The sequence below is a fragment of the Candidatus Poribacteria bacterium genome (assembly GCA_026702755.1).
In the GTDB taxonomy this organism is placed as follows: Bacteria; Poribacteria; WGA-4E; order WGA-4E; family WGA-3G; genus WGA-3G.
The window spans coordinates 1-25398 of sequence record JAPPBX010000092.1; the positions used below are offsets into that span (position 1 = coordinate 1).

The following is a 25398-nucleotide window of genomic DNA, read 5'->3' on the forward strand; positions in this document are numbered from 1 at the left end:
CATCTGGATTGCTGCAATTGCGATGCAACGCGGACTAATTCTCGTCACACGAGATGCACATTTTGATGAAGTCGAATCTTTGCACACAGAATACTGGTAGATACTACACTAACAATAGATACGGATCTTGAATATAGTTAGAAACCGTTTGTAGGAACTGTGCCGCGGGTGCGCCGTCTATCACACGGTGGTCGAACGTTAGACTTAGCGTCAGCATACTCCGAACAACAATCTCCTCTTCGTGAACGACTGGCTTTTTGAGAATCCGTCCTACCCCAAGAATAGCACTCTCCGGCGGATTGATGATCGGCGTGAACGCATCAATCCCGAAATTTCCAAGATTTGTAATGGTAAAGGTCCCACCCTGAAGTTCGCCGGGTGTCAATTGATTACTGCGTGCGCGCTCAGCGAAACTTCTTACCTGCGCGGAGATTTCCGATAACCTTTCTTTGTCCGCGTTCCGAACAACCGGCACCACCAATCCATCCTCCAAGGCAACTGCTACCCCAATGTTAACTTCGGGTAACAGATGAATCCCTTCATCCGTGAGTGTTGCGTTGAGCCGTGGGTGTTCCCGCAAGGCATTTGCGACAACCTTCACAAGTAGATCGGTGTAGGTAAGGCTTACCTCTCTTGCTTGTAGTTTATCGTTGAGCATCCCGCGTAATTCGACGAAAGCTGTTGCGTTAACCTCGGTGTGGAGTGTGACGCTGGCATTGGTTTGAACGCTCATGGTCATCCGTTCTGCGATAATTTCACGGATGCCATCCATAGGGATAACCTCTGTTGCCTGCTGGAGTGCTGGAGTCTCCACCACAGGGATTTCGGGTGCTGCGCTGGCTGCTTGCAATACATCATCCCGGACGACTCTGCCATCGGGTCCCGAACCGGCAATTGCGCTAAGATCAACGCCATGCTCCTTCGCCAACCGTCGGGCAAGCGGAGATGCTTTAAGGCGCGTCGTTTCGGTCGGAGCCGGAATTGGCTCCCTTAAGTCAATGTATCGTTGGACGTCGCTTTCAAGGATGCGTCCACCCGGACCAGAGGCTTTGACTTCGGTCAGATCAATAGCGAGTTTCTCGGCAAGTTGGCGTGCTGCTGGGGAGGCTTTTGGCGCAACGGTCGGCGTTGATGGTGTTGCCTTCGGTTGCGTGGGTTGCACCAGTTCTTCCTGTTCTGGTTCTTGCTGCTGTTCCGCCGCGGTATCCACCTCAACGCGTGCCACCTCTTCTCCGGGTGCTCCGATAATCGCTAATAAGGCGTTGACGGGGACATTCGCACCTTCTTCAGCAAACAATTGCGCGATAACACCGTCGGTAGGGGATTCCTGTTCATGGACGACCTTATCGGTTTCAATCTCCAGCAGCGGTTGTCCCTGCGTGACGGTATCGCCTTCCTTAACCAGCCATTTTCCGATTTTCCCTTTGGTCATCGTCTGATCCATCTGAAGCATTCTCAATTCTACTGCCATGTTTTTAATTTTCCTTTTTTAGTTATCAGTTATCAGTTGTCAGTTGTCAGTCCAGAGGGCATTGTGGAAATTCACTATCAATTCGTAGATCTCTACATTTACAAACATACGAATTGATGCATAAAAACGTTTAGACTTTCACAAACGGGTTACTGACAACTGAAGACCGAGAACTGATAACTATCCGTCTGCGGTCACGAGTGTGTCTCGATCAATTCAATCAGCAATTCAACATTTTCATCTCTTTCCAAGATGAGCGCGAATTTGTGATATTCGTCACCCTTGAAGACCGCCTGAATAAAAGGGCTAAATCCTATTAAGAGTTGACTCCCCAGAAAGTTAAGCGGCTTGCCGATCTCTAAGAAGAGAATCGCTGGCGCGGTCAAACCACGCCGTACAATCCACGTCGCTGCTTTCTCAAGCAGTGCGCGTTGCTCGGGTTCGGGAATATCTTCAAGGACACGCGGTATTTCAGGGTTTGGATCGAACATAGTGAGTACCTATCCGACGCGTGCAACTCCCTAAACATGAGAAGCCAGACCTTAGAGTTCCAAATCACCCAGGTAATCGGCGATCTGCTTCGGTTGTCCATCAAGGGTTGTCTCCATCGCGGCGATAACAAGTACGAAACTTTTGATGTTGTCTTCAACCCGCGTATCAGAAGGTTCGCCACCGTCAAGCCAATTCAGGAATTCATCAAACAGGTGCTGATGCGCTTGATAGGGGATTCCCGGTGCCTCATAGACTTCCGTTTCACCACCGACACGATGGATCGTCATCTGGTTTCCACCTGCGATTTCGACGGCACCTTCTTCAAACTCGGCGCGATAGTGTTCGTGATTCCAACAGTTGACGATACCAGCTGCTGAACTGTTGCCTTCATAAGAGGTATGGACCCCGTTGTCCATCCGCATCATATAGAACCCGCTGGAGTAATGTTGGAAACTCGACCATTCGGGATTCCATCCAAACCCGATCAGGGTTTCACAATCACCACCGGAGAGGAACCGAAGCATATCAAGGTGATGGACGGAACCTTCAAAAAGAAGCCCGAAATCCATATCGTGTCGCCATGCCCTGCCCCATGAGAGATAACGACGGTAATCGCACGCGTATCGACCGACAATATGCTGAAGTCGTCCCAATCTGCCTTCATCACGGATACGAATCAATTCCTGCTTATTATCAGCATAACGATAGTTTTGGATAATAGCACACGGCAACCCCGTCTGTTGAGCAGTGCGCACCATCGCCTTTGCTGCATCTAAAGTATCGGCAATCGGTTTTTCGCAAATAACGGGCATCCCGTTTTCCATAGCGGCAATCGCGGCGGGGCTATGGAATTGTGGTGGAACAGCAATGCCACAGAAGTCTGCCTTGACGGTTGCACACGCCTCGTTAAAGTCTGTGAAGAGTTGTGAGGTGCTAAGTCCTAACGCTTCGCCCTGTGCTGTGAGGACATCCGTATTCACATCTGCTAAACCGACAATTTCGATTCGATCGTCGAAATTAGTCGTGAAATTGTTGATCCAGCCCCCAGCCATGCCACTGCCACCAATCATTAAACATGTTCGTTTCATAGTAGTTGTCAGTTATCAGTTGTCAGTTATCAGTATAGTTTTCGGTAACCGCCAAACCAACTGATAAACCTCAACCGCCTCCTCATTTTAAAATTCTATGTTATCGCTATCAGAGCCCTCTTTTAACCGACGACCAACCCCTGATAACTCTCACTGCGAGGCAAACCATTAAAGCATCAGTTTGCCACGTTCAACATAATCGTCTTTACCACGTCGAACACGCTCAAGTTCTGCCTCGGTAGCCTCACGGCTCACTTTTGCCGGTACTCCCATGGCAACGGTACCCGACGGGATTTCCTGCCCTTCACGGACAAGGGCACCCGCTGCGACAACGGCATTTTCGCCAATCACTGAACCTGTCAGGAGAATCGCTCCCATGCCAATCAGGGCACCGTTGCCAATGGTGCAGCTATGGAGAATAGCACCGTGTCCGATGGTGACATCATCACCGATGAGACACGGAATCTCTTTGTCCATGTGTATGACTGCACCGTCTTGAACGTTGGTGCGACACCCGATTCGGATCGGTTCTAAATCTCCACGGAGCACACTGTTAAACCAGATACTCGACTCTTCACCAATTGTTACATCGCCAATAATCATCGCCCCTGGAGCAACGAAAACAGAAGGATGTACATCTGGCATTATGCCTTGATATTCTATCAACATCTTTCCTTCTTTCCTGCACTTTTAGACACAGGCGAGGTTGCAAGTGATGCGGGCTTCACTACTGTGCAACCAACAACCTGCGGAGGTTTCCTATTCCCCATCTATAAGACATCGCAAATACGCCTGCAAGCAGGATTATCAACACGATGAACGCAATGAAACTTTCCGTATACCACGCTATTATCGGTGCCAGGACGAGCATCACATCAAAAATGAGTGTTACCGTGAACGTTAAAACCCGTAAGATCGGTCTCGGTTGATGTATCAATTCTGCCATCCACGGTAGTGTCCCAATCGCCGTGTTCATCGCGCACGCTGCTGGAAGTGTTAAGATAGGCGTTAGCATCACTGGTATCATAGCATCTCTCGGGATTTGGAGCAGACAAACAGCAAACAGGGACCAGAACTCAGCATAAATCAGCGCACAGAGGAGCGCAGTCAGGAATTTACCCATGAACACTAACTTCGGCATAACAGGAGCGGTTTTTAGCATCCACCACGTTTTCGCTTCATCTCGAAGACCGTTACAACTAATACCGAAGGTAATCAACATACTATAAAGAACTATTTGCACCGTTAGGATTTGTCCAGCGTTCTCATCGGCACCGCCTTCATGCATGAACAAGATAGCGATGTGAATTACCAAAAAAAGTGTGAGCATCACAATAGCGATGAGCCGTCCACTGTGTCTGACAAAAATGAGGAAGTCTTTTAGCATCATGGCTCGGACCTTCCCACGTCCAAGCGTAATCCCCACACGTTTCAGGGGAGCCGCTTTAGAATCGCCGGTATTCCGCACAGGTTTACGCTTAGATTTCAATTGACGGATGTTCTCCCAACCACGCTGATAAATCAATTGCGCGCCGAGCATTGCCACGCCGACAGCAGCAAGACTTCCTGCGAAACCCTGCAGTGCCCATCTCAATTGGACTCTTATTGTCGGTTCAGTTACCCAACTCAACAGGAACTTCCCAATCCACTCGTGTGGATACCATGTAGCACCCGCATCCACTGTTCCCTCAGAAGCCCAATTGAGCAAAAACTCTTTTATGTGAATCGGTTCAAACTCGGAAAACAGCGTCAACGACAATAGAAATCCCACTGCTACGCCGATTGCAGTGCCGATTACCTTGAGTGTTGCGAGAAACCACCCCGATGAAAAGAAGCGCGCAATCAACATCACGCTGATGATAACATAACTCGCGATCATCACCAGAAGACACAAACATACGGGAAACAGTCCTGCATAAAAATGCCACGGTAGGTCAAATATGAGACCGAACGCTATCCACGGAGGTCCTAAAAAACAGAGTATACTCAAAAAGCGCGTGATCGTGAGATGTATAAACTTATACCCGAAAATTGCGATCGGTTGAATTGGTGCAGCGTGCAACAGATTGGTGTCCGGTGCCTCGTATAGAACCTTTAGGGAACTCTCCATCAATTCTTTTGCAACAACGATAATCCCGAAAACTATGAAACCGTTAATTACACCTAACACAAGTGCAGGTTGTGCTTCAGTGAGTCGTAAGTGTGTGAAAAGGGAGTTCCCTAACACCGATAACGCAACAACGAAAACGAGGTAACCGACACACTTTAAAGCGGTTTTTCGCCATGCCTCTCCACCGTGTTTAATACCGTTCAACCACCCCCGCAAATCCGCTTTGAGTAGAATCTTAATATTTTTTAGCATAAGAAATGGCTTTCGGCTATCAGCCTTCAGTTGTCGGCTTTCAGTTAAAGAGATTTGTTGTGGCAGTAACATAGCTCAACGGCACAACAAAGTAACTGACGGCTGATTTTTAGGTATCTGCTGTCAAATCAAGAAAAATGTCCTCCAGCGTTTCCGTCTGGTGCTGGCTGCCATCGGCAGGTTGTTTGCAGTCCTCCTGCTTCTTTTGTTGCAATTCTTCAAGGGTTCCAACGGCAATAAGTTGACCTTTACTGATAATGCCAACTCGGTCACAGATACGTTCAGCAATTTCAAGGATATGTGTCGTCATGAATACAGTAGAACCCTGTTCACAGCGTTCGCGCAAAATCTCCCTGACAGTGCGAGCACTCCTTGGATCCAGACCACTGGTGGGTTCATCAAGAAAAAGAATTTGCGGGTGATGCACAAGCACCGAGATGAGCAGGATTTTCTTCTGCATGCCGTAAGAATATCCCTTAATCTGATCGTCAGCGGCATCGGTAAGTTCAAGCTGCTCAAGTAGTATACCCATCTCATTTTCGGCTTGCTCCGGTGGCACCTCATATAAATCCGCTATCATACGGACAAACTGTCTACCGCTTAACGCTTCATAAAGTTGTGGCGTATCCGGCATCAGTCCGAGAATCGCTTTCGCCTGTAAACTTTGCTTCTGAATGTCATACCCGCCAAGCGTTGCGGTGCCAGATGTAGGGCGGAGCAAACCCGTCAGCATATTGATTGTTGTCGTCTTTCCTGCACCATTGGGTCCAAGAAATCCAAATATTTCACCGGCATCTACCTCAAGTGTCAGTTCATCTACAGCGCACAACTTACCAAAATATTTAGTTAAGCTTAAGGTTTTAATCATTCTTTAGAAACCGGAATGTTCCGCGAAAACCGATTGATCCTCTCAACGAGAGCAATCATAGCAAAGCCCACAACTATAGTAAAACCCACAATTAATTAGACATTGTAGAAGGGCGAGGTTACAAACCTCGCCAGCGGTGGTGGCGGGTTTTACAATAAAAAATCACTTTTCATTACTGCTCAAGACATCGTTTTTAAGTTCTGCCAGTGCTTGGTCGAGGTCGGAATCGTTTACATTTTTTTCCACTTCAGTGGCATCGCTACGCTCTCGGTTCCGCCAAATTTCTGCTTTCTCTTCCGCCGTTTTCAATTTCTGTTCCGCCTGTTCAAAAGCGGTAGAAATCGTATTTTCCGCTGCTGCAATTAACTTATGGAGTTCAGCACGTGTCTCCGCCTGTTTTTGACGGTGAGATAGCGTTTCGGCTCGCACCGCTGCGTTCTGGAACTGCTGATAAAATTCGTGGAGTGCTGTTTTGAGAGATACTACAACCGCTTCCTGCGCAACAATCTGACATTTATAGCCGTCTGCAATATCCAATTGCTGTTGCTTGCGTTGTCGTGCCTCTTTTACACGTGCCATGTCTCGATTTTGCAAAGCAGCGTCCGCCTTCTCACCGCATACCTTAGCGGAAGCAATAGCCTCCTGATAAGCGTGTTTGAGCCTCTGCTCTTCCGCAATCGCCGTAGCGACGAGTTCTTTTGCCTCAGCGAGCCGCTCTTTCATGTCAACGATGGCTTTATCAAGAGACGATTCAGCACCATCTACTGCCTCCAGAAACTGGCTTATGTTCTCCCGAACCTGCTCTGAAATCTCTTTGATTCTTTTCATTTCTACGTCTCCAGATGCTTATTATACACAATTCCTTAATGCAAATCAAACGGAAGGGTTTATCTTTAGATGAACTCAGTTCCTGCAGGATCTGTCATCATAATGTAGCATATCTGCTTATTAGAGACATCTAACCTTAAAAAGTATAGTTAAAAAGCAATTTCTGGTTTCTGGTAAGGAATGAGAACACCAAACAGTTTTACTCCATTTGATAGGCGTGCAATGCCTCATAATCAGCATTGGCAAGCTCAACGCCATAGAACGCTAATCTCTTCATGATTTCTTTGATCGCGGGGATGTTGTTATCAACCAGAATTGAGGAACAATTGTGCAGTGCTGCGGCTTCTCCAAATGTCCCACTGCCAGCAAAAAAATCCAAAAGGGTATCACCCGGTGTTGAATGCACCTTGACGATGCGATTCAGAATGCCGAGAGGCTTTTGTGTCGGATAGCCTGTTTTTTCACTCCCACTGGTACTGACGATGGTATGCCACCAAACATCGGTTGGCGTTTTGCCACGCGCTGCCTTCGCTTTGCCGACCAATCCGGGTGCCATATACGGTATTCTATCCATCTCATCGAAATTGAAAGTGTAATGCTTCGGTGTTTTAGCATACCACAAGATGTTATCGTGTTTCGCGGGCCACTTCAACTTGGATCTACCGCCGTAATCGTAAGCCCAGATAATCTCGTTGATAAACGACTCTCGTCCGAAAATTTCATCAAGCATTATCTTACAATAATGTCCCTCTCGGTAATCAATATGGAGAAAGAAACTGCCGTGCGGATGCAGCACACGATATGCCTCTTCAAAACGAGGTCGTAAAAACTGCAAATAGGCATCCGAACTTTCAAACTTATCAGTGTAGTGTGTGGTTTTGCCTTTGTGGGTTCGGTACGTCCTGCCTTGGAAACCGACTCGGTCGCCTTGGGCATCTGGTTCAACCTGGATCTCCGTGCGCTGTTGGAGTTTTCCAGTATTAAACGGTGGATCAATATAAATCAGATTGATACTCTCATCAGGAACATATTTTTCAAGAATGGTAATGTTATCCCCATAATAGAGACGATGTTTAGGCATTTGCTTCCAACTCTGCGTACGATAGTGTATGAGCGATTCCTTTCTACCAAAGGCAAAAGGGGCATTGATCCTGGTCTTCAATACCAATAGCGATCTCTTTTCTGACTCCTCAGTAAAATTATAGCAGCTCCATGGTAATTTATCAAGCCTCTATACGCAGTGTTTGTATCTATGAGATTTTTCTTGACTCCACACAATTTTTCGTGTAAAATTTTAAAAGCGGTATTGTCAAACTTATAAAGAGACGAAAACCTCATGCGCCTTCTGAATCTGAATCGTAAACTTAAAAGTGCCAAACGCCTGCCTGAGATTGTCAGCGTTTTCGCGAGACACGGTTTCGGGCATATTCTCTCTCAAATTTTTGAGCGGGGTCGGACAAGACGTTTCAGTCTCAGAAGCGCGTTCACGCGGAGGGCAAGAGGCGGTAGCCACCCCCAGAAATCAAGATGGTGGCGTTTCCGAAGGGCAAAAAAGGATTCAGACGAAAACAGTTCAGGGACACTGCTGTCTGTGCCAGAACGGTTGCGGCTTGCGTTTGAAGAGTTGGGACCGACGTTTGTTAAATTAGGTCAAGTGCTCAGTACCCGCGTGGACATTCTTTCCGAACTTGTTGGGCAAGAAGAAGCGTTGGCATGGAGCACCGAGTTTCAGAAATTGCAGCGACATGCACAACCCTTTGATTTTTCAGAGGTTCGCACGACGATTGAACAGGAATTCAAAGCACCGCTTGAGAAAGTGTTTTCGACTTACGAACAACAACCGTTTGCGGCGGCTTCAATTGCTCAGGTGCATGCAGCAACGTTAGAAACAGGTGAATCGGTAGTCGTTAAAGTCCAACGTCCACGTGTAGCAACGATTATTCAGACGGATCTTAATCTATTGATGGAGTTAGCCGAACGGCTTGAAAACCGGGACCCAGAGATGCACCTCTTTAAACCGACTGAGCTTGTTCGGGAGTTCTCACGCTCAATTCGGAAGGAGATCGATTTTACAATCGAGGCAACAAATACAGATGCTTTCTACCAGAGATTCGCAACGTCATCAAAGGTAAAGATTCCCAGAGTCCACTGGGATTTCACGAATCGCCGTGTTTTGACGTTGGAAAGGATTGATGGTGTGCCAATCAACGCCATCGCTGAACTGGACGAGATGGGATTTGATCGGACGGAACTCGCTGAAACACTTGTAGAGATGTTCTATACGCAAGTCCTGAGCGATGGGTTTTTCCATGCGGATCCGCATCCTGGGAATGTCTTCGTTTTAGAAGATGGACGGATCGGATTGGTTGACTTCGGCATGGTTGGCAGAATAAGCGACGATATGTTGCGGTATATCTGTAATTGGTTGAGTGCCGTGTTAACTAAAGATGTAGACGCTGTGGTCAGAAGCTACATTCGGATGGGCATTTTGGGGGATGAAACAGACATCGCAGCTTTAAAGTTGGAAATGAACGACTTCTTGGAACGTTACTTCAATATGCCGCCGAGCAGGCTCCGTCTCGGAGAGGTAATTCACGAAGTCTTTAACGCATCATTGCGGCATCAAATCCATGTGCCGCCAGCGTTTTTGATGCTCGGTAAAACGGTCGCAACGGTTGAATCAGTCGTGATGAAACTAAACCCTGATTTCAATATCTTAGAATTCAGTGAACCGTATATTTCGCAATTGCTCGTCCAAAACTTTGGGAGCAAAAGGTGGGAGCGGCAGCTCGCGGATTCTGTGGAAGATTTCACAGAACTTGCACGCGACATGCCGCTTCACTTGCACCGTATCCTCCAAAAATTACAGCGAGGTTCTCTCAAATTTGAGTTAGAACATTTAAGTCTCGAAGCGGTGATTAAAGCCTTCGATCGGGTTATCAATCGGGTTGCTTTCAGCCTTATTATCGCTTCACTGATCGTCGGCTCGTCAATCATCCTACAAGGTGTTGAAATCTGGGAATGGAAGTTTTTTCTTGGGATTATGGGCTATTTGACCGCGACGTTTTTTGGATTCGGATTGGTAATTTCTATTTTGCGGTCGGGTCGCTTCTAATTTTTCGTATATTCGCATTGCGAGAAGGGTTGTTAGTAGGGGCGAGGTTTCCTCGTCCGCAGTCCGCACGGGTTGGGGGATTTGGTCTTTGAATAGACCAAATCCATTCCTTGTATTACATTCCCAACCCCTACAAACAAAAAGGGGTCAATTATGGCAATTCTACTCGGATTAGATGTCGGTGATACACGTATTGGCGTGGCACTCAGTGACGAACTTGGTGTCGCAGCACACCCACTGTGTACACTCACCCGAAAAAATCGGAAGGTTGATTTAATTGCTATCTCTGATCTCGTTTCCATTCACAAGGTGGAATGCGTTGTTATCGGTTTGCCCATCTCTCTTGATGGCTCTATCGGCGCACAGGCGGAGAAGGTTCAGAAGTTTGCAAAACGCTTAGAACATGTAATTGACATCCCAATTGAATTTCAGGATGAACGTTTTACAACCGCTGAGGCAGAAGAAATTTTGCATGAACTTAACAAAGACGCAAAAGCACAGAAAGAACTTATCGATGAGGTGTCAGCAGTGGTTATCCTTGACGACTACTTGAATCGCGGTCAGGAGATCAATTCTACGGCACCCACGGAGGATTCTTGATTCCTCCATTCCAGTGTAAAGGGTTTGTTTTTACAATTCTTATCAATAGAAAGTCGCGATCGGGAGATCAATCCTACGGGACGTATGGGGTCAATCAAAAAAACACGAAACATTAAAAAGATAGTTATACTAACACTGTGTAGTCTCGGTGCACTTTGCCTCACTGTTCTGTTGATTGGAATGTTTCTGGTGTTACCACCAACGTCTTCAGAAGAGGTCGTCAACTTTGACGTGCCAACGGGTAGTAGCTCACAAGCAATAGCAAAGCGGTTGATTGAAGAAAAGTTAATACGGAGCGAACATGCTTTCCGCCTCGTTGTCCGATATAGAGGGACCGGCAGACATCTAAAAGCTGGAACTTATGTGTTGCGGCGGAATATGGCGTTGTGGGACATCCTCAACGCATTTGAAAAGGGACAGGTTACGCTAATTAGTTGGACGGTGCCAGAGGGTTTAACGGTATCCGCCATCGCTGAACTTTGGAAAACAGCAGGTCTTGGTACAACTCAGGCATTTCAGGACGCTGCTGAATTGCCTCGTTTGTTGGAGCGATACGGACTGGCAGATAAAACAGTGGAGGGCTACCTGTTCCCGAACACCTACAAGTTCGCGAAAGGTACGAGCGCAGAGAAGGTTGTTGAGATGATGCTCAATGAATTCAAACAGAGGTGGACAGACGCATTCGACGAGGACGCACGAAATTTAGGGCGCACCCGTCACGAAATTGTAACACTTGCTTCTATCATTGAAAAGGAAGCACAATCTGAATCGGAACGTCCGCGTATTTCGAGCGTTTTTCATAACCGACTCAGGCGTAAGTGGAGGCTTCAGGCAGATCCGACGGTGCTTTACGCCTTAGGAAACCCAGAAAGACTCTTAACTAAAGGCGATTTGAGGGTTGATTCGCCCTATAATACTTACATGCATAAGGGTTTACCACCCGGTCCCATTGCAAATCCGGGTATTGATTCAATCATAGCGGCATTGCGTCCCGAAAAAACGGATTATCTCTATTTCGTGGCGATAGGCGAGGGAAAGCACCACTTTTCAAAGACGCTTTCAGAACATAATAGAATGATACGAAAAATACGGCGTGCCTCGGAATAGCAGTCGGTTTTCAGCAAAAGAGGTATTGGTTAAGCGAAAACCTCTTGCTGATAGCTGATGATTTCTGATAACCGACGACTAAATAAAAAGAAAGTGACAAAAGCGAATGGCAAAAGCTGATTCACAGCAAACAATTCAAAACGAAATAACAATGACAGGCAAAGGGTTAATGTTAGGGGAACCTGTGACATTAACTCTAAAACCAGCACCAGCGGATTCCGGCATTGTCTTTCGGCGTGTGGATATGGAAGGCATGCCAGAAGTAGAGGTGTGCCCAGAGAACTGGGCAGATATTCTGCCGCGATGCACCAGTTTACGCAGTGGTGATACAACGGTTAGTAGTGTTGAACACCTTCTTTCTGCACTCGGTGGCCTCGGTATTGACAATGTGACAGTGGAATTGGATGCCCCGGAACCTCCTGGGCTTGATGGTAGTGCCCTGCCGTATGTGGAAAATATTCAAGCGACAGGGCTTGTTTCACAAGATGCGCCACGGAATTTTATTGAGATCACGGAACCCTTCGCGCTCTCCGAAGGTGATAGGCAGCTCGTTCTGTTACCCGCCGACGCACTGGAAGTCACATTCGTTTACGCACACCCGCAAACCACGCCTCAAGTTGCGACATTCAAAATAACTCCGGAATCATACGCACATGACATCGCGCCAGCTCGAAGTTTCTGTTTCGAGAATGAAATTGAAGCACTTCAAGCACTCGGTATAGGGAAAGGGGCAAGCTATGACAATGTGCTCGTCATCAATGAGGCAGGTGAACCGAGCACCCCCTTACGATTTGAAGACGAGTTCGTCCGACATAAAATTCTTGATCTGATCGGTGATCTTTATTTAGCTGGACACTTACCAAAGGCACATGTCATGGCAACGCGAACGGGGCATACATTCCATGCGGAATTTGTGCGTGCCCTTGCTGAGGCAGGGCACCTTGAACAGCCTCTTGTTCAAGAGCCTATTGAGGTAATGGATATCTACGACGTATTACCCCATCGGCATCCGATGTGCATGGTTGATAGAGTCATTGAACATGAAAGTAAAAAACGCGCGGTTGGCATCAAGAATGTGACCTATAACGAACCGATTTTTGAGGGACATTTCCCGACGCAACCTGTGATGCCGGGCGTACTACAGATTGAAGCACTCGCACAACTTGCAGCGTGGCTCGTGCTTCGGGACATCGGTAAGGAAGGCGAACTTGGCTATTTTCGTTCGATTAACAAGGCAACATTCCGACGCGCTGTCATTCCGGGCGACCAACTTCGATTGGAAATAGAAGTTGCCCAACTACGGAGCAGGCTTGCACGCATCGAAGGACGCGTTTATGTAGGAGACGAACTTGCCACAGAGGCTGAGTTGTCAATCGTATTAGCATCTGTCTGACTTATGGTTGTCAGTTATCGGTTATCAGTTAAAGATGCTTCGCAGTGAGAACTCGTAACAACCATCCCTCTTGGAATACATCAAGAAAACAGAAGATTGTTATAGAAAACCTCTTAACTCTCACTGCGAGGCAAACTGGTAACTGAAAACTGAAAACCATCAAACGGAGGGAAATCTGTGTTAGAAACCAACATTCATCCTACGGCTATTATCTCTCCAAAAGCGACGTTGGAAGAGGGAGTTAAAGTCGGTGCCTACAGTCTCGTCGGTGAAGATGTTCATATTGGACGCGGGACCGTGATCGGTCCGCATGTTCAGATTGAGAAGTGGACGATTATCGGTGAAGAATGCAAAATCTATTTCGGTGCTACCATCGGCAACGAATCTAAAGATTTGAAGTACGGGGGTTGGCGGAGTTATGTGAAAATTGGGAATCGCAATATACTACGCGAGTACGTCTCCATTTCCAGATCAACCTTTGAAGACGGGTCAACTATCGTCGGTGATAACAATTTGCTGATGAATTGGGTTAACCTTGCCCACGACACTATCGTCGGCAATAGAACAATCATGGCAAACTTTGTCTCACTTGCGGGGCATGTCACAATTGAAGATGACGTTCGGCTTGGCGCACACGCAGCATTGCATCAATATGTACGCGTCGGCAAAATGGCAATGGCAGGAGGTTTTTCAAAGATCGTTCAAGATATTCCACCTTTCGCCCTCTCCGCCGGACAACCGGCGCGTGTTCGCAGTCTCAACCGTATTGGCATCCGAACATCGCGGATTAATCCGTTGTCACAACTGACTGATGAAACGCTTGCGGCGTTAAAGAAGGCATTTCGCATCTTGTTCCGCTCCGGTCTACCTCTCAAACATGCCGTCGCCAGAGTCAAGGAGGAACTTGAAGCGACCCCCGAAGTCGAATATCTACTCGAATTTATCGAAACATCTAAACGTGGTATCGGATTTAGCCAACCGAATCGTACTCTGAGCGGTTAGTCTTTGGTTTCGCAGCAGATTGAAACTATACACGGAGCGAAAGCGTGGAAAAATTGGGTATTATTGCGGGTGCAGGTGAGCTGCCGGTGCTATTAGCATACGCCGCTGTTGCCCATGAACGACACCCCGTTATCATCCAGATCACAAAGTCCGACCCGCAACGCTTTGCTGAAATTGCCTGTGAACTCCACACCTATGGGGTGGGCCAGATTCAAAAGATTACTCGAACACTCCTCAATTCAGGCGTAAAAGAGGTTGTGATTATTGGGAAAGTCGAAAAAAATATTCTCCTTCGTCCATTTCAAATTGATACCACCACCATTAAAATCTTAGTACAGAATCGACGCGAAAAACCTACCGCAATCGTCAACGCAGCACTCAATCACCTTGAATCCGCTGGACTTACTATCCTCCGCCAAGACCAGTACCTCCATCACCTTCTTCCACAACCCAGTGTTTTAACAACACGACAACCAACAGCACATCAATGGGCAGATATTGAACTCGGTATCAGCACCGCTCGCCAAATAGCAAACATGGATATAGGACAAACAGTTGTCGTTCAAAATCAGATTGTGCTTGCTATGGAAGCCATTGAAGGGACGGATGCAACTATTCAGAGGGGTGGGAACTTAGGAAGAAAAGGAGTTGTTGTAGCGAAAGCGGCTGCCGAGAATCATGATTTTCGTATCGATGTACCAACGGTCGGAATGCAAACGCTGGAGGTGTTACATCAAGTCAAAGCAGGTGTGTTAGCAGTGGAGGCACGGCGAACCTTTGTTATGGATGCCGATGCGCTTGTTCAGCAAGCCGACCAGTGGAAGATCGCAATCGTTGCTGTAGTATAATGAAAATAGCCATCAGCCATCAGGTGTCAGCATTTGGCTGGAAGGATGGATGCCCTAATCTTTCAGTCTTCCAATCTTCCGTTCCGAGAGCCGATTTACTGATAGCCGATAGCCCTTCCAAAGACGCTGGTTATGCCGCCGCGTCTATTGCAGATGTTATCTGATCTGTCGTTGGAAACTGCCCAGTTTCTAACTTCGAGTAGAGCAATGTCCCGTTTAGTGAAACTTCAAACGCGCCACCACTACCAGGAATCAGATCGACTGTCTTAACCGCCGTACCATACTTCTGTCTCAAGGCATCTGCCAAACTGGCTGCCCGTGGTTGGTAGTTTCAAGCGGTGCAGTACTCAATTCTCACTTCCATCGGTATTATCCCTCCTCATTTAAGCTTCGTAGTGAATTCAATTGCTGCTTTTAGAATTTTATCATAAACGGCAGTAAATTGCAAGTTTTTTCGCGGCTTGTGTCAGAATCGCTCAAGCAGACATACTTTTGGCACGAATCTTGCTATACTTAGTGCAGATACTCGTTCCGTCTGCAGGAACGGAATTGTAAAGTACACGCCACCGCCGTATTGGCAGGGCTTACCGATGAGATGTGAAGGTAGCATATAGGTGTTTAAATTATGAACAAGGCTATCCAATTTCTGAACAAATCTATATTTTTATCCATCTGCGTTCACCTGATAGGTGCTGCGATTGCATCGCTGTCTATCGTTGGAGGTCCAGATAAACACGGCGATACTTTTGTTGCCGAGTTTATCTCACTCCCGAAGACGAAACCGGTGCTCACACCCCGTCGACTCAATATGCCGGCATTAACGCAGCCGGATACGATTCGTTCACAGCCGCCACGCATCCAGACAATCGCGAAAATCACGCATGTCTCACAAAACGAACCGCAATTCGTTGTTGATATGCTCTCAGTTTCTGTTGTTCACCAGACAACCTCCACGGAAATTAGTACTGGGAGTGAAAATGTACTCCAGTACCGCTTATCCCCACGTCCAACGGAGCGAGGCTCACAATCGATACACTTCACCCCTAAACGGGTCCCACGTCCGGAATGGTCATCAACATCAATGGCTATTGCGAGTGCACATACCACAGAACTTCCACCAGTTTCGGTAGATTTGAACGAACCGACGCAAAACGCTCAGTTTTTTCACAAAGTAGATCCTATATATCCCGAATCTGCTCGCCTTTCTCACAAACAGGGTCTCGTTGTGCTCGAAGCGACAATAGGTGTAGATGGTGTAGCGAGGAACATCAAAGTTGTTAAAGTGACCGAAATTAGTGGATTAGGGTGTGAAGAAGCGGCAATCACGGCACTCAAAGCGTCCCAATTCGTGCCAGCGAAACGGGGCAACGTAGTTGTCAGTCAACGTCTCCGTATTCCCTATCGTTTCAAGTTTAAAAGTTAGCTGTCCGCACGATGATTCCCGACCTAACATCACTAACCTTGCCCGCGCCTCCCTTTAGTGTCAGAAGAAAAAAACGCTTGCGCTCTCCACCTATTCCCTCTATAATCTTTTCCACTGAACGTAAAGAAGCCAAGATTGATAAAGGGTCGCAATTCATGGATTGCGTCTACCATTTTCAAGGAGATCAAACAATATGGACATCGGACTTAATAACAAAGTGGCTGTGATTACGGGCGGATCTACAGGGATTGGCGCAGCAACAGCAATTGAATATGCTAAAGCGGGAGCGAAAGTTGTCTTTGGCGATATTAACGAGGAAGATGCTCAAGAAACGCTCAATACAATCGTTGAAAACGGAGGTGTTGCGAAGTTCCAGCGCACAGATGTCACCATAGAAACTGAAGTGGCGGATTTGATGAAAACCGCTGATACAGCATTTGGTGGGATTGATGTATTGGTAACTTCAGCAGGTGTCCTGCGCGGTCCGAGCGTCCGTATTGATGATTTTGAAGCCGCGACTTTTGATTCGGTTATTGATGTTAACCTCAAAGGTACTTTTTTTGCTCTTAAACACGCTGTACCGATAATGGGAAGAGAAAGTGGTGGTGTTATCCTATGTATTGCCTCAGGAGCGGGTGTCCGCGGCGGTAGTTCCTCAGTGGCTTACGCCTCCAGCAAGGGTGGCGTGAATGGACTTGTAATGACGGTAGAAAACCAGGTTGGGTCAATGGGTATTCGTATGCACACCATTTGCCCCGGTGGACTAGCAACTCCCTTAAAACTGGGGCAAATTGCAGAATCGGCAAAGCGGGATGGGCAAGATCCAGATGAGGCTGTTGCTAATGCACGCAATTCATTGGGTGATCCAGCGGGCGTTGCACGGGTCCTCACGTTCCTTGCCTCCGATGCGGCTTCATATACGCGCGGACAGATTTTCACCAGATAAATTAAGATGAAAATATGTAATCGAAGTTCAGCCACAAACTTTTTGAATAACGATAGAAGAAAATAGGAAAGATAGCGGAAAAGAGTGCCCAGATACTCAAATTAGCGAGGAAGGGAATAGAGGTAAACGTTTCAACGAGGAAGTAGCCTGGAAAAGCGGTGCAGACCGTCACACCATAGTTGAGGTACATAGCACCGATAAAATAGCCGGACTCTCGTTCAAACTTCAAATCGCATCGTGGACAGCAAGCAAACATCTTGAAATACGTTTGAAACAGGTCCCCCGCGCCACACCGCGGGCATTTCAGTCGAAAACTATATCGGAGAATTTTAGCGAGGTCCCGAAGGGTTAACTGCATTTAATAGGTGTTGTTATCCCAAAAAACTTTGAAGGTACGAAGGAGTATTTTGAAATCGTTCCACAGAGATAGGTTCTCAATGTACGCCAGATCAACAGATATACCCTCTCGGATTGTGCCTTGGCGACGGGGACTGAGCTGCCAAAGCCCGGTCATCCCCGGTCGGACGAGGTGACGCTGATTTTCCCACGCTTCATAATCCTTAGCAAGGAAAGGCATCTCCGGACGAGGACCGACAAGACTCATTTCGCCTTTCAGTACATTGAAGAGTTGGGGTAGTTCGTCCAGGCTTGTTTTACGGAGCCATTTGCCGATCAACGTAATGCGTTCATCGTCCGTCGAATCAGGTTTCTCTGAATAGGACGGCGTATCAACATGGAGGCTCCGAAACTTGTGCATGATAAACAGTTCATTGTTTAATCCAACCCGCTTGTGGGAGAAAAAAACGGAACCGGACGAGGTGAGCTTAATAAGAATAGCAATCAACCCCATCAGCGGGGCAAAAATAATAATAAGGAAAAATGCAGCGATTGCATCAAACAAATGTTTGCCACGCTTTGCGTAGAAAGAGGAGAGTCGTTCCACTAGATTCCCTGTTTTTGGTATTTTGGGCGAAGTTTGCGCGTCAAGGCTTGCCGTTAAACTTTCATCGCGATGCACGCTATTATTCTCTGCGTCTTTTCCTATCTGGTTTATGCTTCTTGATAGGAATGGCATGGTTAATTCCTCTACTTAGACGTAGGCTTGCGAGGCTTTATTAACTCGCCTACCACTGCTTTGACGAAATTTTCAGTGCATTTACACCTAATAAACATTAATTTTACTGGAGCTTCTCAAAAACATCAAGATACTGCTGTGCGATGTTTTCCCAATTGAATCGCTTTCGGATCTGTTCTGTGGCACGCCTTCGGAAATCTTCAACCTGCTCCGGGTGTTGTTCCAACATCTGAATTTTCTCTGTGAGTGATACGACGTTTTTGTCAAAGAGTACACCATAATGTCCGCCTTCCAAGACTTCATCGTTGAAAGGCGTATTGAGTGCGAGGATGCAGTTGGAAAACCCCAACGCCTTCAGAATAGAAGGGTTAATGCCGCCGAACTGATGTCCGTGAATGTAGGCAAAGCAGTGATGGTGAAGTTCCTTAATGTGGTCAGAATCGTCAATATGCCCGAGAAACCTGACGTTTTCGTTGGCAATGCTTTTCAACTTCGATAAAAATTCATTTTCGAGTTTGTTCCCTTTGTAATCAGCCCCACCGGCAATAGCAAGTTGCTTTTGACTGTTTGAAGCAACGAACGCCTCTAAAATGAGATCGGCATTGTTATCAGGTACGAGCCGACTGGCGATGAGATAATAATTCCGAGATTCAAGCCCATACGTTTCCAAGATTTCTGGCTGCTCTGACGGCTCAATGTTCGCACCATAAGCGATATAGGTTGTTTCCGCGCCTAACTCCTCAAGGTAGAGCCGTTTCATTTCAGAAGCATCGGTAATCACAATTGGAAACGCCGCTGTCGCCATCTTCGCTGCCCACTTGAAGTAGACTGCCCCGATTCCTTTCCATTTTGGACGTAGCCATTCCATTCCATCAACATTGATAACAGCGGTTTTACCTGCGATACGAAAAAACCACCCGAACGGACCGTTGCCAGCGTTCCAGGTCAGAATAACATCAGATGTGGTAACTGAAGCGTGTAGGGTTGCGAGAAAGCTGTGACTAAGGGTACTGAACATCTTATGTTCTATACTTGGCAAGTAAACGAGCTTGATGCCCTTCCATTCGGCAGGTCTTTCCTTGAAAAGTGCCTTCCGGCAGTAGACAATCACTTCATGCCCAGCTTCCACCCAGCGGGGGGCTAATTCGCCCATGATCGTTTCTAACCCACTATAGGTAGCGGGGAGCCCGCGTATGCCCAATACCCGAATTCTCATCCTTTTTTTACCTCATCCCAATCCACATTACAAATCAAATTGTGCGATTAAAGCGCAATTTGTCTATGCTCTACATTGGGTTCTACATATATATTATACTCACTTTAGGCACGAAAGTCCAATTTCTTTTTGCAACAGAAACGCTCAAGTAACGTTTCATAACCTTTGATGATTCAAGTGGGCTAAATCTTCATTTTTGATAGTTTTTTTACCATCGGTAAAGAAATTTGGCTTCAATTTCGTTCGCATTTTCGTGCACATCCTTACGATTTGCGACGTTCCGCTGCCATACACGCGCCCACTCCGCATAGATTGAATAACTCCCTACACCACTCCCAATAACAACCCAGTTAGCCGAGACCGACAGACGATGCTCACTCTGCGTAATCCCAGATAAAGGTGTCCATACATCATCTTTAGGGGCATCAGCCGGATGTTCTTTATCAATATCACCGGACCCGTGTCGTTCTAATTCGTAACCAAAAACCGTTTCAAGTTTATCTGTCCATCGACGACGCATCTCCAACCATAGATTATCAGCATCAGAACCGATCTGATGTCCAATAGGCGTGGTAAAGTGTTTGTAGACGTTCACCGGGTTTACGTGTGTATATGCATATTGGTTGATAAAGGCGTACTCAGCGTGGAAATCGGTGTCTGGAATACCAAAAGGATCTGTCAGATATATACCGCCAAGGATACCGAACTTTGTATCCCAATGCTTAAAATTCGCGGCAGGATTGCCATCATCAACCATTAGTTCGCCATAAATCTCAAAATTATCTACTGGGCGAAGTCGGACATCCACACTCATAAGAACATTGTCGCCACTACCTGGAACTCGCCCATCTGCCCGTGAAATCGGCTGCTCGTTAATGAGGTAGATATTGACAGGGTTCAGATACCCCGGCTCAAAACGGCTGCCATAAACGACGACTTCAGAAATACCAAATCCAAACTTATCCCAAAAATACCCCTCAGCCCTATGTCCCGAAATATACTTCTGATTGATCTCCTCCGCCATATCCTCCAATATACCGGTGAATGCCGTGAAGGTAATGGGTGAATATGTGGCTTGCAGCTTAATCATATCCATAGCGAGCGGGTTTTTGGAAACTAACAAACTGTCATGATAACCAGGTCCCCACTGAAGTGTATCTTGTCCAAGCTGCAGCTCAAACCACGGTAAGTTAAATTTTAGATAACCGTTAATGGCAGTTCGATTTTTGAGGTCACCCTCCAATTGTCTAATTTTGGTCTCATCAGGAAAGAAATCTTCAAAAAATTCACCGTATACGAATCTATGTGCTATATCGGTCGTAAACGCGAACTTTTCCCCCACCTGTCCATAGAGATGTGGATAGATGGTGGTAACAAACATGTTTCCCTCAACAGGTGGCTCCTCCGAAACATTATCGACGAGACGACTGATGAAGCGTTGTGAACCTCTCATATCAAAAAAGAAGCGGTAGTCTTCGCCAGCATGCACCCCGGTATGTGCCATCAGATGTCGTCTGGTAGGTGTCCTTTCCGGTGCAGCTTCATTTACCGTTTCTGTAGCACGTTTGGACGACGCACGATCATCTCGAAAAAAAGTGAGCAAGTCATTCAATCGTTTCTGGTCAATGGCACTTAATGTAATTTCGCCACTCTCCTGTTTCTGTTTCACTTGTAGTAGATAGGAGATGACCTGTTTGTAAGTAAGCGGTAAAGATCCGCGCGGTATGCCCAGCAACACTTTCTTATTAAGTAAACGATGAATAAAACGATAGGTTTCACGATTAAAGTCAGACAAATCAGGGTTGAGCGGAACATTGATGAGCGAGGCAGCCTCTACCACTGGAGAAACTAAGACTAACATTGTAAGGTAAACAATTAGTAAATTACGTAAAATTATCATATTCTTCGGGCCATCTTATTTGAGAATCACCATTTGGCGTGTAGCTTTAATTTTACCTGCATGGAGTGTATAAAAGTAGACACCGCTTGCGACACGTTCACCAACAGAATCACGTCCATCCCAATACGCAGCACGCGATCGAGTTCGATAGGTACCAGCGGTTTGAAAGCCGAGCGATAACTGCCGAACAGATTCACCTTTTAAGGTATAAATATGGATGTGGACATCCACGTCCTCTGCCAAATCATACGAGATCCACGTCTCTGGATTAAAGGGATTCGGATAGTTCGGCAAGAGGACGGTTTCTGCGGGCACCACGGTATCAATTAGACGTTCCAAAGTAGCAATACCACGCTGAAAAAGAGGAGTACCATCATGTGCAAGATGTGCTTCAGTGAGCCACTGTTCTATTAAGTCGAAATGTTCCGAACTAATACCGGCGGGCATTGATGGGGCATTAGAAGTGCCAGATTCACCGAAGTGTGCAGCAACCAGAAGCAGATCAGTGATGTCAACCTTGCCATCTTTGTTCACATCGGCTTTGGGATACGCAGGAACTTCTACCCCAAAACTGTTTGAAACCAAGACGAGGTCTCGGATATCGATAACGCCGTCGCTGTTTATATCCCAAGGTAACGTTTGCGGAGTAGAGATTTGTTGCTGCACGTCCGGCAGAGCACCCCGCCATCCAGCGCGAAGTCGTTCACTGAGGTGAGCAACAAGTTTCGCGTTTTCTGGAAAATCCACGATATTCACAGTCTCATTTGGATCAGCATCATAATCGTAGAGTTCCACACCACGACTACCATTTTCCCCCCATTCGGTATATCGGTATCGCTCTGTGCGTATAGAGATACCACCAGACGCAGCCCCTCCGAACTGGCTAAAAGCAGCATTTTTCCATGGAAGCGTTGGCTGTTCAAGAATAGGCATCAGACTTGTGCCCTCTGACTGTAGTGGTATTGGAAGTTGACAAGCATCACATAACGTTGGATAAATGTCAACGAGTTCAGCTAAAGCCTCAGTCTCTGAACTTTGCTGTTGTGGAACGCTGACAATCAAAGGAGACCTGAGGGAGACTTCAAAAAGGGTTTTCTTTCCCCAGATTCCATGTTCTCCAAGATGATGTCCATGATCACCGCAAAAAACAATGACAGTATTTTCAGTGAGACCGAGAATATCTAACTGCGCTAATATACGACCAATTTGTGCATCGATATAACTTGTGGCTGCGGCGTATGCCCGAATTAATTCTAAGGTCTTAGCATCAGAAAGTGGTGTTGTCCCCGAAGGCAGATCTTGATAATCTCTGATTGTACTCCAATCGGTGAGTGCGCTACTAGGGGCATTTTCAGGTGGCATAGAAGAAGCGGGCAAGTTAAAGATTTGCGTATCATACAAATCAAAATATTTTCGCGGTGCTTCCAACGGCAAATGTGGTTTGTAGAACCCAACTGCAAGGAAAAATTGCCGGTCCTTGATGTGTTTCAGGACCTGAACTGCCCGTCTTGCTGTTTTACCATCTCTGAGATCATCATCCTTAACATCAAGTGCCTGCCAAGACGGAGTCGTCTGTATATCAAAAGGTATCCAGACAGGTCTCCATGACGAGGTACTCCACGAGTTTTCATCGTCTTGGAATCGTGGGAGATGTGCGATTCTTCCTACGGATTGGGTATAATATCCGTGGCTTTTAAAATGCTGAGGAAGTGTCACAACATTAGGCAATTTCTGCCGAAAATCAGCCGAATTATTGCGTACATTTGTGGTTTCCGGACGTAACCCTGTTATTAACGAAGTACGTGATGGACTACAGAGCGGATATTGGCAATAGGCACGGTTGAAAACCGTCCCTTGTTCAGCGATTCTATCAATGTTGGGAGTGTGCATCTCTGGATGCCCATAACAACCAAGCATAGGGCGCAAATCATCAACAATGATGAACAACACATTGTATTTCCCCTCGGCTTTAACATGGCGGTTAGGAAACAAGCCAGTCATAAAAGCGGCTGCGCTTGCTTTCAAACTTGTTGAGAGAAAATCACGCCGATTAAACGGACGTGAGAAGGCTCTTTGCTGCTTTGTCTCTTTCATGATCTGTTTTCCCTCCTCATTTTAAAATTACCATTTGACGTGTGGCTTTGAATTGTCCTGCCTGAAGCGTATAAAAATAGACACCACTTGCAACACGTTCACCCACAACATTTCGACCATCCCAATACGCAGCACGAGACGACGTACGATAGGTGCCAGCCGTTTGGAAACCAAGTGATAACTGACAGACAGATTCACCTTTTAGATTGTAGATATAGATGTGGACATCCATGTCTTCTGCTAAATCATAAGGTATCCACGTCTCCGGATTAAAGGGATTCGGATAGTTCGGCAAGAGGGTAGTTTCTCGGGGCACCACTGCATTAATTAGACGTTCCAAAGTAGCAATACCACGCTGGAAAAGAGGAGTACCATCATGCGTTAGCCGTGCTTCAGTGAGCCATTGCTCCATCAGCTCAAAATGTTCTGAATTAATACCGACAGGTGCTGACGGGGCGTTAGAAGTGCCAGATTCACCGAAGTGTGCAGCAACCAGAAGCAGATCAGTGATGTCAACCTTGCCATCTTTGTTCACATCGGCTTTGGGATACGCAGGAACTTCTACCCCAAAACTGTTTGAAACCAAGATGAGATCTTGAATATCAACAATCCCATCGTCGTTTATATCCCACGGTAACGTTTGCGGTACAAGGGTTTGTTGCTGTAGATCTGGCAAAGCACCCCGCCATCCAGCTCTAAGCTGTTCACTGAGATGTGCGACGAGTTCTGCGTTTTCCGGAAGACCCGCCATATTGATAGTCTCATCAGGATCAGCATCATAATCGTAGAGTTCGCGTCCTCGTCTTCCGTTGCCGCCCCACTCGGTGTATCGATATTGCGCTGTCCGTATGGAATTCCCCTTAATCCCTCCTCGTTTAAGTTGGCTAAAGGCGGCAGTTTTCCATGGAGATGTCGGTTGCTCAATGACAGGCATCAGACTCAAACCTTCTAATTGTGAAGGTATTGGAAGGCGGCATGCATCACACAGTGTCGGATAGATATCAACGAGTTCTGCCAAGGCATTCGTTTTAATATCCAGATAAGTCTGCCTTGGTACACTGATAATCAGCGGTGAATGTAAGGAAACCTCAAACAGACTGTTCTTCCCCCATTTGCCATGCTCCCCAAGATGAAAACCGTGGTCACTTGCAAACACGATAACTGTATTTTCGGTTAACCTAAGCGCGTCTAACTGATCTAGAACACGTCCGACTTGTGCATCCATATAACTTATTGATGCAGCATACGCTCGAATCAATTCTAACCCTTTCGCATCCGAGAAAGTGCCCTCATCGGGGATATCTTGGAATAACCTGATATTCCCTAATAATTTGCCGCCAGCAATAGACGGGGCATTACTAGGGAGAATAGAAGAAGACGGAAGAGTAAAGTTTTTATTTTTGTATAATTCGTAATACTTCTTTGGAGCATAGAGGGGCAAATGTGGTGTGTGAAAGCCAACAGCGAGAAAAAACTGTGTGTTTTGAATTTCCTTCAAAGTCTCTACTGTGCGATTTGCAGTTTTCCCACTACTGAGTTCATCATCTTCAACGTCAAAGGCTTGCCAAGA

The 25398-nt window shown here is 46.6% G+C and carries 22 protein-coding genes and 1 pseudogene; 8 read left to right on the forward strand and 15 right to left on the reverse strand.

The features are described from left to right. Positions 1 to 103: 103 nt before the first annotated feature. The 8 genes from OXH39_18240 to OXH39_18275 all read right to left on the reverse strand — a co-directional run bounded on the left by OXH39_18240 (position 104) and on the right by OXH39_18275 (position 8190). Positions 104 to 1471: a 2-oxo acid dehydrogenase subunit E2 gene (locus tag OXH39_18240; protein ID MCY3552406.1), complete on the reverse strand. Its 1368-nt coding sequence runs from the start codon at positions 1469 to 1471 to the stop codon at positions 104 to 106. 194 nt (positions 1472 to 1665) lie between these two features. After that, complete coding sequence (locus OXH39_18245) at positions 1666 to 1962, reverse strand: hypothetical protein (GenBank protein ID MCY3552407.1); 297 nt, start codon at positions 1960 to 1962, stop codon at positions 1666 to 1668. 51 nt (positions 1963 to 2013) lie between these two features. Next, complete coding sequence (locus OXH39_18250; GenBank protein MCY3552408.1) at positions 2014 to 3051, reverse strand: Gfo/Idh/MocA family oxidoreductase; 1038 nt, start codon at positions 3049 to 3051, stop codon at positions 2014 to 2016. 168 nt (positions 3052 to 3219) lie between these two features. Beyond that, positions 3220 to 3720 (reverse strand): gamma carbonic anhydrase family protein, encoded by a 501-nt coding sequence (locus OXH39_18255; GenBank protein ID MCY3552409.1) that lies wholly within the window; start codon positions 3718 to 3720, stop codon positions 3220 to 3222. A gap of 58 nt (positions 3721 to 3778) precedes the next feature. Further along, positions 3779 to 5413, reverse strand: coding sequence for a hypothetical protein (locus tag OXH39_18260; GenBank protein ID MCY3552410.1), 1635 nt, complete (start codon positions 5411 to 5413; stop codon positions 3779 to 3781). A 109-nt stretch (positions 5414 to 5522) separates the two neighbouring features. Beyond that, on the reverse strand, positions 5523 to 6281 hold the full coding sequence (locus OXH39_18265) for an ABC transporter ATP-binding protein (GenBank protein ID MCY3552411.1): 759 nt from the start codon (positions 6279 to 6281) through the stop codon (positions 5523 to 5525). Between the two features lie 162 nt (positions 6282 to 6443). Further along, a complete protein-coding gene (locus OXH39_18270) occupies positions 6444 to 7109 on the reverse strand; it encodes a PspA/IM30 family protein (protein ID MCY3552412.1) in 666 nt (221 codons plus the stop codon). Positions 7110 to 7308: 199 nt separating this feature from the next. After that, positions 7309 to 8190 (reverse strand): site-specific DNA-methyltransferase, encoded by an 882-nt coding sequence (locus tag OXH39_18275; protein ID MCY3552413.1) that lies wholly within the window; start codon positions 8188 to 8190, stop codon positions 7309 to 7311. Between the two features lie 255 nt (positions 8191 to 8445). On the opposite strand from OXH39_18275, the gene OXH39_18280 reads away from it, so the two are divergent. The 6 genes from OXH39_18280 (at position 8446) to lpxI (ending at position 15174) form a co-directional block, all read left to right on the forward strand. Continuing rightward, a complete protein-coding gene (locus OXH39_18280) occupies positions 8446 to 10224 on the forward strand; it encodes an AarF/ABC1/UbiB kinase family protein (protein MCY3552414.1) in 1779 nt (592 codons plus the stop codon). Positions 10225 to 10377: 153 nt separating this feature from the next. After that, on the forward strand, positions 10378 to 10824 hold the full coding sequence (ruvX, locus tag OXH39_18285; GenBank protein MCY3552415.1) for a Holliday junction resolvase RuvX: 447 nt from the start codon (positions 10378 to 10380) through the stop codon (positions 10822 to 10824). Between the two features lie 84 nt (positions 10825 to 10908). After that, complete coding sequence (mltG, locus tag OXH39_18290) at positions 10909 to 11931, forward strand: endolytic transglycosylase MltG (protein ID MCY3552416.1); 1023 nt, start codon at positions 10909 to 10911, stop codon at positions 11929 to 11931. Between the two features lie 106 nt (positions 11932 to 12037). Beyond that, positions 12038 to 13324, forward strand: coding sequence for a UDP-3-O-acyl-N-acetylglucosamine deacetylase (lpxC, locus tag OXH39_18295; protein ID MCY3552417.1), 1287 nt, complete (start codon positions 12038 to 12040; stop codon positions 13322 to 13324). A gap of 177 nt (positions 13325 to 13501) precedes the next feature. Next, the gene (lpxA, locus tag OXH39_18300; protein ID MCY3552418.1) at positions 13502 to 14326 is read left to right on the forward strand and encodes an acyl-ACP--UDP-N-acetylglucosamine O-acyltransferase; all 825 of its coding nucleotides are present in this window, start codon (positions 13502 to 13504) and stop codon (positions 14324 to 14326) included. Positions 14327 to 14370: 44 nt separating this feature from the next. Continuing rightward, positions 14371 to 15174, forward strand: a complete 804-nt coding sequence (gene lpxI, locus OXH39_18305; protein MCY3552419.1) for a UDP-2,3-diacylglucosamine diphosphatase LpxI — start codon at positions 14371 to 14373, stop codon at positions 15172 to 15174. A 130-nt stretch (positions 15175 to 15304) separates the two neighbouring features. Here the strand turns inward: lpxI and OXH39_18310 are convergent. Continuing rightward, positions 15305 to 15490: pseudogene (locus OXH39_18310) on the reverse strand (Rdx family protein). 309 nt (positions 15491 to 15799) lie between these two features. Here OXH39_18310 and OXH39_18315 point away from each other — a divergent pair. Together OXH39_18315 and OXH39_18320 are read left to right on the forward strand one after the other, a co-directional pair. Continuing rightward, a complete protein-coding gene (locus OXH39_18315) occupies positions 15800 to 16597 on the forward strand; it encodes an energy transducer TonB (protein ID MCY3552420.1) in 798 nt (265 codons plus the stop codon). Positions 16598 to 16790: 193 nt separating this feature from the next. Further along, positions 16791 to 17543 carry an SDR family NAD(P)-dependent oxidoreductase gene (locus OXH39_18320; protein MCY3552421.1) on the forward strand — a complete coding sequence of 251 codons (753 nt, stop codon included), beginning with the start codon at positions 16791 to 16793 and terminating at the stop codon, positions 17541 to 17543. A gap of 1 nt (position 17544) precedes the next feature. Here OXH39_18320 and OXH39_18325 read toward each other — a convergent pair whose 3' ends face one another. The 6 genes from OXH39_18325 to OXH39_18350 form a co-directional block, all read right to left on the reverse strand. Next, positions 17545 to 17901 (reverse strand): DUF983 domain-containing protein, encoded by a 357-nt coding sequence (locus OXH39_18325; protein MCY3552422.1) that lies wholly within the window; start codon positions 17899 to 17901, stop codon positions 17545 to 17547. Beyond that, positions 17902 to 18618 (reverse strand): sugar transferase, encoded by a 717-nt coding sequence (locus tag OXH39_18330; GenBank protein MCY3552423.1) that lies wholly within the window; start codon positions 18616 to 18618, stop codon positions 17902 to 17904. It abuts the gene before it with no gap. A gap of 103 nt (positions 18619 to 18721) precedes the next feature. Then, the gene (locus OXH39_18335) at positions 18722 to 19834 is read right to left on the reverse strand and encodes a glycosyltransferase (protein MCY3552424.1); all 1113 of its coding nucleotides are present in this window, start codon (positions 19832 to 19834) and stop codon (positions 18722 to 18724) included. Positions 19835 to 20042: 208 nt separating this feature from the next. After that, the gene (locus OXH39_18340; protein MCY3552425.1) at positions 20043 to 21734 is read right to left on the reverse strand and encodes a hypothetical protein; all 1692 of its coding nucleotides are present in this window, start codon (positions 21732 to 21734) and stop codon (positions 20043 to 20045) included. A 15-nt stretch (positions 21735 to 21749) separates the two neighbouring features. Further along, positions 21750 to 23828, reverse strand: a complete 2079-nt coding sequence (locus OXH39_18345) for a sulfatase-like hydrolase/transferase (GenBank protein MCY3552426.1) — start codon at positions 23826 to 23828, stop codon at positions 21750 to 21752. Positions 23829 to 23844: 16 nt separating this feature from the next. Continuing rightward, on the reverse strand, positions 23845 to 25398 hold a 1554-nt coding region (locus OXH39_18350; protein ID MCY3552427.1), incomplete at its 5' end, for a sulfatase-like hydrolase/transferase.

Bases quoted from the DNA above. Each gene is read 5' to 3' on its own strand.
- OXH39_18245 (MCY3552407.1), bottom strand. From the start codon at position 1,962: ATGTTCGATCCAAACCCTGAAATACCGCGTGTCCTTGAAGATATTCCC.
- OXH39_18335 (MCY3552424.1), bottom strand. From the start codon at position 19,834: ATGAGAATTCGGGTATTGGGCATACGCGGGCTCCCCGCTACCTATAGT.
- OXH39_18320 (MCY3552421.1), top strand. From the start codon at position 16,791: ATGGACATCGGACTTAATAACAAAGTGGCTGTGATTACGGGCGGATCT.
- OXH39_18340 (MCY3552425.1), bottom strand. From the start codon at position 21,734: ATGATAATTTTACGTAATTTACTAATTGTTTACCTTACAATGTTAGTC.
- OXH39_18315 (MCY3552420.1), top strand. From the start codon at position 15,800: ATGAACAAGGCTATCCAATTTCTGAACAAATCTATATTTTTATCCATC.
- lpxC (MCY3552417.1), top strand. From the start codon at position 12,038: ATGGCAAAAGCTGATTCACAGCAAACAATTCAAAACGAAATAACAATG.
- OXH39_18265 (MCY3552411.1), bottom strand. From the start codon at position 6,281: ATGATTAAAACCTTAAGCTTAACTAAATATTTTGGTAAGTTGTGCGCT.
- OXH39_18250 (MCY3552408.1), bottom strand. From the start codon at position 3,051: ATGAAACGAACATGTTTAATGATTGGTGGCAGTGGCATGGCTGGGGGC.
- OXH39_18240 (MCY3552406.1), bottom strand. From the start codon at position 1,471: ATGGCAGTAGAATTGAGAATGCTTCAGATGGATCAGACGATGACCAAA.
- OXH39_18275 (MCY3552413.1), bottom strand. From the start codon at position 8,190: ATGCCTAAACATCGTCTCTATTATGGGGATAACATTACCATTCTTGAA.
- OXH39_18270 (MCY3552412.1), bottom strand. From the start codon at position 7,109: ATGAAAAGAATCAAAGAGATTTCAGAGCAGGTTCGGGAGAACATAAGC.
- mltG (MCY3552416.1), top strand. From the start codon at position 10,909: ATGGGGTCAATCAAAAAAACACGAAACATTAAAAAGATAGTTATACTA.
- OXH39_18260 (MCY3552410.1), bottom strand. From the start codon at position 5,413: ATGCTAAAAAATATTAAGATTCTACTCAAAGCGGATTTGCGGGGGTGG.
- OXH39_18325 (MCY3552422.1), bottom strand. From the start codon at position 17,901: ATGCAGTTAACCCTTCGGGACCTCGCTAAAATTCTCCGATATAGTTTT.
- OXH39_18280 (MCY3552414.1), top strand. From the start codon at position 8,446: ATGCGCCTTCTGAATCTGAATCGTAAACTTAAAAGTGCCAAACGCCTG.
- OXH39_18330 (MCY3552423.1), bottom strand. From the start codon at position 18,618: ATGCCATTCCTATCAAGAAGCATAAACCAGATAGGAAAAGACGCAGAG.
- OXH39_18345 (MCY3552426.1), bottom strand. From the start codon at position 23,828: ATGAAAGAGACAAAGCAGCAAAGAGCCTTCTCACGTCCGTTTAATCGG.
- ruvX (MCY3552415.1), top strand. From the start codon at position 10,378: ATGGCAATTCTACTCGGATTAGATGTCGGTGATACACGTATTGGCGTG.
- OXH39_18255 (MCY3552409.1), bottom strand. From the start codon at position 3,720: ATGTTGATAGAATATCAAGGCATAATGCCAGATGTACATCCTTCTGTT.